Below are 13,566 nucleotides of genomic sequence, written 5' to 3' on the forward strand. Positions count from 1 at the left end.
AACCAATTGCGCTGGCAGAGAAAAGCTTTCGGAAATATTATTGATTTTTTGTTTTACTATTTTCGTTTTCAGCAGAAAAGAAGTCCAAGTGCCCTAAACAAGCTGAAAAGGGAGAAAGCGCCAAAAATAAATTGCTCCTCCTGATCGCCCAAGCAGCGACGTTGGAAGCGGAAGAGAGGCCAGAGAAAACGAGTAGAAAATTTCCCCTGGAAAATGCCTCTTGTGTTCCGCCCGGTTTCTGAACATAATCAGAATGATCCCGGATATATTATGCTTATTCTTTAATTTTATAACCCTTCTCTTGGAAGAGGCGCAGGCAGGCATCCACCACATCGGCATCATACAGAACACCCTTGTTCCCGGTTATCTCTTCCAAAGCGGCATCAAGTCCTAATGCCGACCGGTAAGGCCGATGCGTGGCAATGGCCTCCACCACATCGGCTACCGCCAGGATCCGTGACTCCAGGAGAATGTTGTCATCGGCCAGGGCGTTCGGATATCCGGACTCGTTCATCCGCTCATGATGTTCAAGGACCATGCGGGCAATGGGCCAGGGAAATTCAATGTCCTTCAGAATGTCATATCCGGACTGAGCGTGGGTCTTGATGAGGTCGAACTCCAGGTCTGTTAATTTTCTCGGCATGCTGAGAATTTCGGAAGGAACAGAGATTTTTCCAATGTCATGGATGATACCGGCCATCCGGATGCCGTTGATCTGTTCGTCGGAAAGGCCCATCTCTCTGGCAATGGAACGGGCAAGATCCGCCACGCGGCGTTGATGGCCCGCTGTGTAGGGGTCTTTCGTTTCGACCAGCGAGGCAATTGCCTGAACGGCTCCTCCCAGAGCTTTTCTGAGGTGATCGACACTCTCTTTCCGGTTAGTGATATCTTCGATAAGTCCTTCCAGATAGAGAAGCTTCCCCCGCTCATCATGAACGGCACGCATGGTCAGATATACCCAGATCGTGCGTCCATCCCTTCGGTAGAATTGAAGCCCGTCATTCCTGGCAAAGCCCTGCCGTTCGATACACTCTACGATCTTTGCACGTTCTTTAGAATCGACATAGAGTTGACGGGTAACATCGGTTACGCTGTCCATCAGTTCCCCGGGGGAATCGTATCCGAGTATTCGCGCCATAGCCTTGTTGACCATGATGAATTTCCCGTCGGGTGTTGTCCGGTAAATCCCTTCCTGGGCGTTCTCAAAGATGCTCCGATAATTTTCTTCAGCCTGTAAAAGATTGAACTCCGCCTGCTTAAGGTCCGTAATGTTCATCAGAGAAGCGATGCTTTTTTTTGTACCCGGTATCAGATCAATGTTTAAGAGGATGTTTTTCAGACTGCCGTCTTTGTGCACAATCTTAAACTCATAGCTTTTCTTCGCAAGCCCCGGATCCGCTCTCCGCAACTTGTGGCGGGAGATCATCTCTTCCAGATCATCTTTTTCAATAAATTCCGTCCACTTTCTTTTCCCTTCTACTTCCTCCCGTGTATACCCGGTCAGACATCCCCATTGATCATTTACCAGGGATATCGTCATATCTTCCTCAATGATCAGCATGGTGGTCCCTGTTGTTTCAAAAATAGTCTGATAGATGAGTTCGGAAGTCCGAAGGTTTTCCGCCATCCGCCTGTGCTCTGCCTCAGCTGCTTCCAGCTTCCGGATTCTTTTTTTTAATAAGGTATTTTCTTCGATCAGATCTTGATTTGTCTTGGAAGGATCGTTCATCCGGCACCCTTTTGTCGAGATCAGTAATGAAGTGTTTCTCTTTTGCGCCCTCCTTACGGAAACGCATCCGGGTCAACAGCCCTGCCTCTAGTTCTTCAGGTCGTACTTCTTCAGCTTATATCTCAGCATTCTTTCCGACATACCCAGAATTTCAGCGGCTTTGGTCTGGTTATCAGCCGCCTTGATCATGGCCTCGCCGATCAGATGCTTTTCAAGATCTTCAAGCGAGTTCCGAAGGGATCCTGACCCTTTTTTGTCCGAAACATCCGTGAAAGAATCATTTTTAAAAGGAAGGTCGTTCACGGTGATATAGTCGTCCCGGGCAATGACAACAGCCCGTTCCATAATATTAACCAGTTCCCGCACATTGCCCGGATAGTCGTATTTCAGGAGCAAATCCCTTGCTTCAGCAGTCATACCCCGGATATTTTTTGCGTTTTCTCTGGCAAATTTTTCCATAAAATGCTCGACCAGCGCGGGCAGATCTTCTTTTCTCTCCCTCAGCGGCGGAAGCGACATCGTCACGACTTTCAGCCGGTAAAAAAGGTCCTCTCTGAACGCCCCTTCTTTAACCCGGCCCTCTAAATCGCGATTGGTGGCGCTGATGATGCGGACATCGACAGAAATGCTGGCGTTACTGCCGAGACGAGTAATTTCCCGCTCCTGCAGAAAGCGCAATAATTTAACCTGAATGCCGGGGCTCAGTTCGCCGATTTCATCAAGAAAAAGTGTGCCGCCGTCCGCGTCTTCAAAACGCCCGATGCGGCGGGAGCTTGCGCCGGTATAGGCTCCTTTCTCATGGCCGAATAATTCACTCTCCAGCAAATTTTCCTGCAGAGCGCCGCAGTTCACCACCACAATGGGTCTGTGCACCCGCGGGCTCAATTGATGAATCAGACGCGCCAGGAGTTCCTTTCCCGTACCGCTTTCACCCTGAATCAGCACGGATGCCCTGCTGGGCGCGACCCGGCTGGCCATGTTGATCAACTCTACCATCTGAGCGCTTTTATAAATGATCTTTTCCGCAGTTATGCCTTGTTTTTCCAGCTGCTGTTTCAAGAGTTCATTTTCCCGGATGAGACCGCGGCGTTCCGCCACCCGATCCACCAGGATCAGCAGTTCTTCCAGTTCGATGGGTTTCGTGATGTAGTCAATGGCGCCGACTTTGATGGCTTCCACAGCCGTTTCAATGGTGCCGTAAGCGGTAATGATGGCGACATCGATTTCCTGGTTGATCCTCTTCATTTCCTTGAGCACTTCCATGCCGTCCATACCGGGCATTTTGTAATCCAGGAGAATCAAATCAAAATGCTTATTGGAAACCGTTTTGATCGCGGTTTCACCATTTTCCGCTTCCAGGACCCTGTGACCTTCGGAAATCAGAAAATCGCGCAGCATCTCCCGCTGCGAACGGCCGTCTTCCACTATCAGAATATCTAATTTCTGCATTCGTAACATCCTTGCTGTCAGGCTTTTTCGCTTATTTTTTCGCTCGGCAAAATGATTTCAAAAGTTGTCCCTTCGCCATGACGGCTGATGACGCGGATATCTCCGCCGTGGCCGCGGATAATCTCCGTTGCCAGCGGGATGCCCAGTCCCAGGCCTTTTTCCTTGGTGGTGTATTCCGGGCTGAAAATTTTTTCAATTTCTTCCGCTGTCATGCCGCAGCCGGTATCAGAGATGCTCACCAAAATATAATTCTTGCTTTCTTTATCTACCGTGATGGTGATGGTGCCTTGATCCGTGATGGACTCCATGGCATTCTTGATAAAGTTCAGAAATGCCTGCTGAAGTTTGTTAATATCCATGGGAATAACGGCAGGGGAGAGCCGCCATCTTGTCTCCAGCGTGATGCCCCGAGCCCTGGCCTCTTCCGAAATCAAACTGACAATTTTTTGAAGAACTTCCGTTACGGAAAAATCACTCAACTCCAACCTTCTGCTTTTGGAAAAGGAAAGAAACTCTTCGATAATCCCGTTGAGCCGCCGGATTTCATCGCGGATCACGCCGGAAAGATTTTGAAATTCACGGGCCTTCAGGTCGTCCGCGGGAATGTAATCTCTTTTTAGCCGCTGGGTCGCCATACTGATGGCATTCAGCGGATTGCGGATTTCGTGGGCCACGCCCGCGGCCAGCTGGCCCAGAGAAGAAAGGCGTTCGGCTTTTTCCAGACGGCGTTCCATGTCAATAATGCCGGCCAGGTGACGGTTCTGATCGTGATAGAGCAGCCACATGGATAAGAGGGCAATGACTACCACAAGCAGCATGAAAACAAAAATGTTCTGCCGGTTTTCAGCGATAATTTTGTCCATGGAACCCCGTTCCAGGCCGATGCGGACGAGGCCTACCACTTTTTTATCCAACGTAAAGGGAGCGGCCATATCCAGTATCTTACTGTCCTGCGCGTCGACTTTTCTGCTGATAATTTTTATTTTTCCCTGCAGAATTTCTTTGTAATTAAAATCTTTACTGCTCAATCCGGGAGCGGGTTTGCCCGCAGTGCTTAAAAGCTTCTGCTGGCTGTTAAAGATTTGCATGTAGGTGATGCCGTGTCCTTCGCCCATTTTACTGATGGCTCTATCCACGGCAACTTTGATGCTCCAGTATTTTAGTCCTTCTTTATCCAGGTTGATGACAACGGCTCCGCTTCCGTCCTTGCGCCGCAAGCCGACGTAACCGATTCCCTGCTTGATGCGAATTTTCTCCAGCAACTCAATGGTGGTTGCTTTGCGTCCGCCGTTGGACAGATCGCTTTCGGTCAGCATACTGGTTGTCAGCGGGTTGCTTTGATAAATTGCGTTGCCGTCCCGATTGAGAACGGCCACGTACCAGAAATTGTTATCAGCCGCAAACTTATGAAGAGTGGCGTTGCTGATTAATTTATTTTTCCATTGCTCATCAATTTTCTGTCCCAGCGCAGTGATCGCTTCGATAACCAGTTTTTTAGAATAATCCGCTTCTTCCTGCCTGGCTGTTTTTGCCTGAGTCGGGCTTTTCCCCGGCATGGCGACAATGCTTTTGAGATTATCTTCCGTCAGGCGTTGCAAAACGCTGATGGTGCTCAAGGCCTGATCTTCCATGAATCCGACCAGATTGGTTTCACTGCGGCGGATATCCAGAAAACCCATAATGAGAATCAGGCCGACCAGAACAGCTGAAACAATGCCAACGGCCAGAGGTTGAATAAAGCTTCCGTTGTATTTACGGACTCCACGTCTTACAATGGTTTCTTTTTTTCTGAAAAAGATCATGATATCCTTATTTTACACAACATGATGCGCGCTTTTATATTTTTTGTTTTGCTGGTCATTTTAAGCTTTTCATGAGAAAAGTCAACGATAAACACCAGACAGCCCGACATTTTTGTCGAAAAGTGGACAAATATTGGCAATTTTGTATCTGTTTGTTATTATTTATTTATTTTTTGTTAGCTGAAAGTTCGTCCGACATTTCTTGCCAAACATTTACTTCTGCAAAGCAAGAGGCAAAAAGCATTAATTTAGAAAATTTGTTTAATATCAATTACTTATATTTTAACGGCTATTGTGGCACAATATCTGCTTAGACATAAGACAGAAATAGAAGATATTAAGTGTCGACTAAAAATTACGGGCATGATTAGCCGACAGCAAAATAAACCAAGGAAGGCATCAGCCTTCACTCTTCTCTCCTCGGGAGGCTCCTAACCAGGCCTCCCTTTTTTTTGTCATTTTTTCACTCCTTTATCTTTCGAGTCATTTTTCAGGCGCCGCCAGGCATTGACTCTTTCCTTAATGGTCTTTTCAAAACCGGCATCCGTCGGCTGATAAAGTATCTTTCCTTGAAGTTTTTCCGGCAGGTACTCCTGCGCAACAAAAGCATCCTGATAATCGTGGGCGTATTTGTAATCCTTGCCGTAATCCAGCTCTTTCATCAACCTGGTCGGCGCATTGCGGATATGCAGCGGCACAGGAAGGTAACCGGTCTTGTTGATCAGCTCTTTGGCCCGACCATAGCCGACATACAGAGCATTGCTTTTGGGCGCTGTCGCCAGATAGACGGCCGCCTGCGCCAAGGCCAGTTCGCCTTCCGGCAGGCCGATGAAATGAAAAGCCTGTTGGGCGGCTATTGTCAGTAGAAGAGCATGAGGATCGGCATTGCCGATATCTTCGGAAGCAAAGCGCACCATACGGCGCAGAATATACTGCGGGTCTTCCCCGGCAGTAAGCATGCGCCCCAGCCAGTAAAGTGTTGCGTCCGGGTCTGAGCCGCGCATGCTTTTGTGAAAGGCCGAGATCAGGTTATAATGCTCTTCGCCGTCCTTATCATACAAAAGGGCCTTTTTCAGGAGGGCTTCCTCCGCGGATTTCGCCGTGATCACCCGTTCCTCTGCAGGCAGCGACTGAATCATGGAGGCCACCGCCTCCAGATTGTTGAGCGTACTGCGGGCATCGCCGTCGGAAAGGCGGACAATAAAACGGATCGCCTCATCATCAGCCGAGATGGTGAATCTGCCCAGGCCTCTTTGCTGATCGGTCAAGGCCCGCTTCAGGATGGCAATCAGATCTTCTTCCGTAAACTGCTTGAGCAGCATCACGCGCGTCCGGGACAACAGGGGCGCGATAACTTCAAAGGAAGGATTTTCCGTGGTTGCGCCAATCAGGGTGATAAGCCCGCTTTCCACGTGGGGGAGAAAGGCGTCCTGCTGGGCTTTGTTGAAGCGATGGATTTCATCGACAAACAGAATGGTTTTTTGCTTTTTGGCTTCCCAGAGCTCCCGCGCATCGTCAATGACGGAGCGGATTTCCTTCACACCGGAGAGGACCGCTGAAAAACTGACAAAATTTGCCTTGGTTTCATTGGCCAGGATTCGCGCCAGGGTTGTTTTGCCTGCACCCGGCGGCCCCCAGAAAATCATTGAGAAAAGTTTATCTTCCGCAATGGCGCGCCGAAGCAGGGTTCCTTCGCCTATGAGGTGCGGCTGGCCGATGTAGTCGGCAAGCTTCTGCGGCCTCATTCTTTCAGCCAGCGGCGCCGTTTCCAGAGCGTCGCCTTCTGTCCCCAGGCTGAACAAATCCAGATTCTTCATGTTTGCCTCTTCGCTTTTTCAATCATTTCAATAATACTGGCCAGTTTATCCTTAGGTTCAGCGCCTGTAAAACGATTCCATTCGCCGGACGTCAGGCGCTCTTTGAGCAGCGTCTCTACATCAAAAGACTTAAACCAGCAGTGCATAATCCGTGCACAAGGCAAATCACCGGCTTCTTTCATGCAGTAGGCAAAGGTCATTTCATCGCCCAGTTTCGGGCAGCGGGTTAATTTATGGTCGTGTTCTGTTTTCATTCGGGCGTCAGCTTGACGAAAAAAAGAAAAGCCGTCAAGAAGTTTGTTATGATAGCCGAGGGCATGAACCCGACAGCTTGCTTTGGGTTCATGCCCGTGGTTTTCCCGGTGGCTCTGAAAATTATTGAAATGAACTCATTTAAGGCTTGGGGAAATCTTTAATGGCGTTCAATGCGCGATCAATTTCATGATCCGGCAGTTCGTAAGCCTCGAGTTTGCCGGCAAGGAAGGCATCGTAAGAAGCTAGATCCACCAAGCCGTGACCACTCCAGTTAAAGAGGATCACTTTTTCTTTGCCTTCTTCTTTGGCGCGCAGGGCTTCATCGACGACTGCCGCCAGAACATGGTTGGTTTCCGGCGCGGGGATAAAGCCTTCCGAACGCGCCCATTTAACGCCGGCGTCAAAGGTTTTCAACTGGTCGTAAGCGCGCGGTTCAACTAATTTTTCCCGAACCAGATGGCTGACGATAGGGGCCATGCCGTGGTAGCGCAAGCCGCCTGCGTGAATGGGAGCGGGAACATAATCGTGACCCAGTGTATACATCGGGAGCAGTGGCGTTGTTTTGGCCAGATCGCCGAAGTCATAAGCAAACGGCCCTTTGGTCATGGTGGGGCAGGATGAAGGTTCCGCACCGACCACATTCACCTGTTTGCCGTGGATTTTATCGCAGACAAACGGTGACGTGATACCGGCAAAGTTACTGCCGCCGCCGCAGCAGCCCATAACCACATCAGGATAGAGGCCAAGCTTCTGCATCTGCTTTTGCGCCTCCAGTCCGATAATCGACTGATAGAGCAGCACATGATTCAGCACGCTGCCTAATGCATATTTCGTATCTTTGCTGGTCACGCAGTCTTCAATGGCCTCGCTGATCGCAATGCCCAGGGAACCGGGGGAATCGGGGTGCTCGGCCAGAACATTGCGGCCGGCCTGGGTCAGATTGCTCGGGCTGGGAATACATTCAGCGCCCCAGGTGTTCATCATCATACGACGATAGGGTTTCTGTTCGTAGCTGACCTTGACCATGTAAACGCGGCATACCAGATCAAACATCTTGCAGGCCATGGAGAGAGCGCTGCCCCATTGACCGGCGCCTGTTTCCGTGGTGATCCGCTTGGTGCCGGCCATTTTATTGTAATAGGCCATCGGAATGGCGGCGTTGGGTTTATGCGATCCGGCAGGGCTGACACCTTCGTTTTTATAATAAATCTGCACCGGACAGCCCAGCAGTTTTTCGAAATTACGCGCGCGGTAAAGAGGAGAGGGGCGCCACAGCAGATACTTTTGTAAAATCTCATCGGGGATGTCAATCCAGCGCTCGGTGGAAACTTCCTGCTCGATGATGTTCATGGGAAAAATGGCGGATAAATCATCGGCCGTGACCGGTTGGCCCGTGCCGGGATGCAGCGGGGGTTTCATCGGCGTAGGCAAATCCGCCATAATGTTGTACCATTGCGTGGGTATCTCGTGATCTTCCAATATTGTTTTGACCTGTTCCATATACGCTCTCCTTTTAAAGATATTTATGCTGTGTTCCCATTTTTTTCAGCGGGGTTGTGCCCGGCAGGCTAAAAAAAATGCCATGGTTCTTTTTCTTCCCATGGCATTTCGATACGCTTGCGAGTCATGGGAAGAAACTTCCCTGCCCATGCTCGATATTAGAAGGAGCTTATGGGCAGACACTTTTTGTCTGCCACCACCATTTTTTGTTGAAAATATTTGTCGGCATTTACTTCAATCAACCCTCTGTGTGATTGGGTGATGCGTAACATAGCCGGAAAAGTATTGTCAAGGCGAAATATGAAAAATTGACCTGTTGCCGGACAAGAATGCTTCCATCAATCTCAATTACGACTGTTTCCGACGGAATATGGTGGTTTTCATAACGGGAAGTTGCCCTGTTTATCTGATATGTCATGAAAATGCTTTAATTTTAAATCGGCATTATGTATACACATCTTTCATGAATGATATCGTCTGCAAAGGTGTATTAACAACCATCCCCGGGCAAATCCCCTTCCTTTCAGGAGATGACGGAACCGGATATTTGAAAGATGAAAAAATCTGGAGCGGATACCTGCTGCACTGGAACGGGCTTAAAGTCTCCGCCCGCGCGCTTCCGCAGAAGGATTACGAAACAGGCAGAAACATCATCATTCTGTGGCCGGATGAACCTCTGCCGGAAGAACCCTTTGTCGACCTTTACTTCAATGAACGGCTTGTCAAATACCCGGTATCGTTTCTGGGACACCTGGCCGTCAATGTCCACGGCGAAATATTCAATTATTCACATCTGATTAATGAAAACGAGGTCATGAAACCCGAAGAATATTTTTACAGACCGGCGCTGGGCGAGTTCGCGCCGCATCCGAAAACCTGTCGGAACAACACGGATGATCCGGAAAAGCCTTATTACGACAAGTTCGGCAGGCTTTTCATGCGGACCATTCATGTGCTGAGAATCACCGGCCTGGACACGAAAAGGCTTTCACATTTCTTTCACAGCGAACTTGAGATTATTCACAACACGCCGCCTGATTCCGCGAAGCCCGGACATTACAGGGACTTTAATATATTGACCAACAACTGCGCTACGATCATCAGAAACGGATTCAAAAAAACAGGATTTCATAATATTCGAGGCATCTTCCCGAGGGACCTCTTTGTGAATGCTTCATATTACTTTCTGAGACAGTCGAACAATCCGATGATCAGAGCTTCCGGTCATACACGTCACCAGCTTCATGTTCCCGAGGCGGCCTCCAGCGCCCTGCCGCCCCTGCTGAATCCTGTAAACCGGGTGAAGTACTTCATCATGAAAAAATATGCGACATCCGCAAAATAAACCATTAATCATTAAGAGATTGACATCCAAAATCGATTTCAGTATGTAACCTACACACAATAATATTTGTTGTTTTGCCGTCATACCGGCCGTTTGCGTTTTATCCCCATTATCTACCGGTATCGCCCAGGGGTTGATGGACGTTTCTATTCAGTTATGGAAAGGGGAAATTCCATGCTTAAGAATTGCGCTGCATCTGTCAAACATAAGGACGGGCCATACCTTGACCGGGTTTTCGACTGCCCTCAGAATCATGACGCGGAGAATTCAAGTCCTGAAAAATCAGCCGCGTCACCCATTTTTTCAGATTCCATTTTCACAGGCTGTTTTACGAACACGTTGTCCATAACGGCTGGGTTGCTCCCAAATTTTTTTCATTCATTTAAAGACAACGGGAATTAAAAAGATATAGCAGCAGCGAGCGGGAAGTAGCACTCGGATTGAGTGTCTTCAATAGTGGTATAAAAAATAATCAAAGAAAGAGGTAATGGCGCATGGAAAACAAAATTTGGCACGACAGTTATGATTACAATGTTCCTTTTTCAGTTCGTTATCCAAAAGTTCCTATCCAGAATTTCGTCCATCTGGCGGCGGCTCAGTATCCCTACAAAGCGGCTTTGGATTTCTACGGCAGTGAGCTATCCAACGGCCAGGTTCGCAATCAGATGCTCCGTATGGCCAATGCTCTGGTCAGCCTGGGCATTAAAAAAGGTGATCGTGTCGGCATCGCCCTGCCCAATTGTCCTCAATACGTTATTGCCTATTATGCCATATTATCGGCAGGCGCCATTGTCGTGAACATGAATCCTCTTTATACCTATGATGAGCTCAAGTTCATGACGGAAAACACCGGCATGAAAATGCTTTTTACTTTTGACATGGTTCTGCCGAACATGGGCAAGCTGGCCCGCGACACCGGCTTAAAATTAATCGTAACAAAAGTGACCGACTACATTAACGGCTTCGGCGTCAGCACCGCCAAAGATCTGGGCCTGGATGAAAATTGGCCCCATTTTTCCGAGTTGCTCGATCAATCCACCGATACGCGCATTCCGCTGGTCGATTTTTCTCCCGCTGATGATGCGCTTATCCAGTTTACGGGTGGAACCACCGGATTGCCCAAAGGCGCCGTTCTCACGCACGCCAACGTCGTTGCCGCAACGTTCAATGTTTATTTCTGGGGCAATTCAACCATCATTTACACCCCCTATGAGAAGCGGACCGTCATGGGTATTATTCCCTATTTCCACATTTACGCGAACATCTGCTGCGTTAACTGGGGATTTTTCAGCATGGCCACCCAGATTCTGCTGCCCAGATTCGACATGGATGAGATGATGTCCACCATCGCCAGAATTGAACGGTTTACTTTCTTCCCGACGGTGCCGACGATGATCACCGCTTTAATCAATCACCCCAAAGCGGGCGAAATGAAACTGGCCGAAAAAATCGGCTATTTCTGCTCCGGCGGCGCGCCGATGCCCGTAGAACTGATCCAGAAGGTCAAGGACATGGGAATATTCTTTGCCGAGGGGTGGGGAATGAGCGAAACATCCGGCAACGGAATCAGCAATCCCGGCCTGAAAAACAAGGTTGGATCGATCGGTGTTCCCGGCCTGGGTGTTGATATCCGCCTGGTCAGCGTGGAAAACGGCGTTGATGAAGTGAAACAAGGCGAACCGGGTGAAATTCTTATCAAAGGGCCGCAGGTCATGCGAGGTTACTGGAATAACCCGGAAGAAACGGCCAATCAGCTTACCGACGGCTGGCTCCGTACGGGCGATATCGGTCAGATGGATGAAGAAGGTTACATCTATATCGTCGACCGCAAGAAAGACATGATCATTGCCGGCGGTTTCAATATTTATCCGCGCGAAGTGGATGAAGTACTTTATCAGCATCCTAAAGTGGCTGAAGCCGTGACGGTCGGCATACCGGATACCTACCGGGGTGAGACGGTAAAGGTTTTTGTGGTTATGAAACCCGGACAAACCGCGACGGACAAAGAAATTATCGAATTCTGCAAGGAGAAGCTGGCCCCCTACAAAGTTCCCAAGTTTGTAGAATTCAGAAATGAAATACCGAAGTCGGCCGTGGGGAAAATTTTGCGCAAGATCCTGCGCGATGAGGAAATAGCTAAGAGCAAAAAATAATATCTCGAGGGTGTGAATGACGGGGCTGTCCAGAATCTATCCGGTTTGAATTTAAAACACGGAGATTATGGGCAGCCCGATTTTTTGTCCGGCTGTTCTTTCCTTCAAGAACAGCAAACTTTTAATGATGCAGTTCTACAAAACGAAATCAAACAGCCACATAAAAGAGGACCGGAAAATACGCATTATTTTTTTGGCGGCAGTTGTTTCTCTGTTGGCGATAAGCGCGCACAGGAGCTTTGCGGAGAACCGGCGGATATTCCTGACGGGAAAACATAACGCACCGCGCGTTCATAGAGCAGGTAATCCCACGCCCAGTTAATCAACACCATCACCCGGTTGCGAAAACCAATCAGATTAAAAAGATGAATGACAAGCCACATCATCCAGGCGATAAACCCGGTAAAGGTCCGGGAACCAATGGCAACTCCGGCTGCTTTGCGGCCGATGGTGATCATCGAGCCACGGTCGGCGTAATGGAAAGCTTCAGGCGTCCTGCCCGCTATCTGCCTTAAGATATTACCGGCTGCGGCAATGCCGGATTGAATCGCCACCTGTGCGACCATGGGCAGGGTGCGTTGTCCTTCCGAAATGGCGGCCAGATCCCCGATGACATAGATTTCGGGATGATCCGGTATCTGCAGCGTCTCTTCCACCGCCACCCGGCCGTCACGGGAAACACGAATGCCCGAATCGGCGGCCAGCGCCTCTCCCCGAACGCCCGCCGTCCAGACAACGGTTTTCGTCTTAATATTTTCAATGCCTTTCAAAACCACCTGGTCGGATGAAACGCAGGCTACCGCTGCATTCAGCCAGACGTCCACCCCCATTGTCCGCAGCTGCCGGACCGTATAGTTCCGGATATCCGAAGGCATGGCCGGAACCAGTTGTCCGGCGGCTTCCAGCAGGATGATCCGCACGTCGGAAAAATCAATGCCGGGATAATCCTTGCTCAGCGGACCGTGGATCAGTTCCGTCAGAGCGCCTGAGTATTCAACGCCGGTTGCGCCTCCGCCGACAATGATAAACGTCAGAAGAGCCTTTCTTTTTTCCGCATCCGTTTCCCGGGATGCCGCTTCAAAACAGCAGATGATATGATTTTTCAGGGCGACGGCTTCTTCGAGTGTTTTGAGATAAAAAGCGTTTTCGTCGACGCCGGGCACGCCGAAGGTGGCCGTGGTGCTGCCATTCGCCAGAATCAGATAATCATAATCAATGGCGTCTCCGTCGGTTTCGATCCGGCGCTTTTTCAGATCGATGTGCCGCGCATGCGCCAGGATAAATTCAATGTTGGTTGTTTTCGCAAAGACGCTGCGCACCGGATAGGCAATATCTTCGGCGGTAAGTTCCGCCGCGGCTACCTGATAAAGCAGCGCCAGAAAGGTGTGATAGTTGTTATGATCCATCACCACCACATCGACGGGCTGGCCGGCCAGAGAACGGGCGGCCCAGAGACCGCCGAAGCCTGCGCCGATAATGACGGCTTTGGGTTTTGAATTGATCTTTTCCAAAAAAA

At 49.4% G+C, this 13,566-nt stretch carries 10 protein-coding genes; 3 read left to right on the plus strand and 7 right to left on the minus strand.

What is annotated here, in order from left to right:
• Positions 1–274: 274 nt before the first annotated feature.
• The 6 genes from CVU71_07610 to CVU71_07635 form a co-directional block, all read right to left on the minus strand.
• Positions 275–1,729: a hypothetical protein gene (locus tag CVU71_07610; GenBank protein PKN19366.1), complete on the minus strand. Its 1,455-nt coding sequence runs from the start codon at positions 1,727–1,729 to the stop codon at positions 275–277.
• An 87-nt stretch (positions 1,730–1,816) separates the two neighbouring features.
• The gene (locus CVU71_07615; protein ID PKN19367.1) at positions 1,817–3,178 is read right to left on the minus strand and encodes a two-component system response regulator; all 1,362 of its coding nucleotides are present in this window, start codon (positions 3,176–3,178) and stop codon (positions 1,817–1,819) included.
• A 17-nt stretch (positions 3,179–3,195) separates the two neighbouring features.
• Positions 3,196–4,980: a hypothetical protein gene (locus CVU71_07620; GenBank protein PKN19368.1), complete on the minus strand. Its 1,785-nt coding sequence runs from the start codon at positions 4,978–4,980 to the stop codon at positions 3,196–3,198.
• Between the two features lie 455 nt (positions 4,981–5,435).
• On the minus strand, positions 5,436–6,797 hold the full coding sequence (locus CVU71_07625; protein ID PKN19369.1) for an AAA family ATPase: 1,362 nt from the start codon (positions 6,795–6,797) through the stop codon (positions 5,436–5,438).
• Positions 6,794–7,051, minus strand: coding sequence for a hypothetical protein (locus CVU71_07630; protein ID PKN19370.1), 258 nt, complete (start codon positions 7,049–7,051; stop codon positions 6,794–6,796). Before CVU71_07630 ends, CVU71_07625 begins: the two co-directional genes overlap by 4 nt.
• A gap of 139 nt (positions 7,052–7,190) precedes the next feature.
• Entirely contained in the window at positions 7,191–8,552 is a 1,362-nt protein-coding gene (locus tag CVU71_07635) for a TrpB-like pyridoxal phosphate-dependent enzyme (GenBank protein ID PKN19371.1), read from the minus strand.
• Between the two features lie 316 nt (positions 8,553–8,868).
• Here CVU71_07635 and CVU71_07640 point away from each other — a divergent pair, with 316 nt between their 5' ends.
• From CVU71_07640 to CVU71_07650, 3 genes are all read left to right on the plus strand, one after another.
• Positions 8,869–9,897: a hypothetical protein gene (locus tag CVU71_07640; GenBank protein ID PKN19372.1), complete on the plus strand. Its 1,029-nt coding sequence runs from the start codon at positions 8,869–8,871 to the stop codon at positions 9,895–9,897.
• A 174-nt stretch (positions 9,898–10,071) separates the two neighbouring features.
• Positions 10,072–10,299 (plus strand): hypothetical protein, encoded by a 228-nt coding sequence (locus CVU71_07645; protein PKN19373.1) that lies wholly within the window; start codon positions 10,072–10,074, stop codon positions 10,297–10,299.
• Between the two features lie 92 nt (positions 10,300–10,391).
• The gene (locus tag CVU71_07650) at positions 10,392–12,050 is read left to right on the plus strand and encodes a long-chain fatty acid--CoA ligase (GenBank protein ID PKN19374.1); all 1,659 of its coding nucleotides are present in this window, start codon (positions 10,392–10,394) and stop codon (positions 12,048–12,050) included.
• Positions 12,051–12,235: 185 nt separating this feature from the next.
• Here the strand turns inward: CVU71_07650 and CVU71_07655 are convergent, their stop codons facing one another.
• Positions 12,236–13,552 carry an FAD-dependent oxidoreductase gene (locus CVU71_07655; GenBank protein ID PKN19531.1) on the minus strand — a complete coding sequence of 439 codons (1,317 nt, stop codon included), beginning with the start codon at positions 13,550–13,552 and terminating at the stop codon, positions 12,236–12,238.
• Positions 13,553–13,566 lie beyond the last annotated feature (14 nt).

The sequence above is a fragment of the Deltaproteobacteria bacterium HGW-Deltaproteobacteria-6 genome (assembly GCA_002840435.1).
GTDB lineage: Bacteria > Desulfobacterota > Syntrophia > Syntrophales > Smithellaceae > UBA8904.

Coding starts and splice junctions, on each gene's coding strand:
- CVU71_07610 (PKN19366.1), bottom strand. CDS start 1,729: ATGAACGATCCTTCCAAGACAAATCAAGATCTGATCGAAGAAAATACC.
- CVU71_07615 (PKN19367.1), bottom strand. CDS start 3,178: ATGCAGAAATTAGATATTCTGATAGTGGAAGACGGCCGTTCGCAGCGG.
- CVU71_07620 (PKN19368.1), bottom strand. CDS start 4,980: ATGATCTTTTTCAGAAAAAAAGAAACCATTGTAAGACGTGGAGTCCGT.
- CVU71_07625 (PKN19369.1), bottom strand. CDS start 6,797: ATGAAGAATCTGGATTTGTTCAGCCTGGGGACAGAAGGCGACGCTCTG.
- CVU71_07630 (PKN19370.1), bottom strand. CDS start 7,051: ATGAAAACAGAACACGACCATAAATTAACCCGCTGCCCGAAACTGGGC.
- CVU71_07635 (PKN19371.1), bottom strand. CDS start 8,552: ATGGAACAGGTCAAAACAATATTGGAAGATCACGAGATACCCACGCAA.
- CVU71_07645 (PKN19373.1), top strand. CDS start 10,072: ATGCTTAAGAATTGCGCTGCATCTGTCAAACATAAGGACGGGCCATAC.
- CVU71_07650 (PKN19374.1), top strand. CDS start 10,392: ATGGAAAACAAAATTTGGCACGACAGTTATGATTACAATGTTCCTTTT.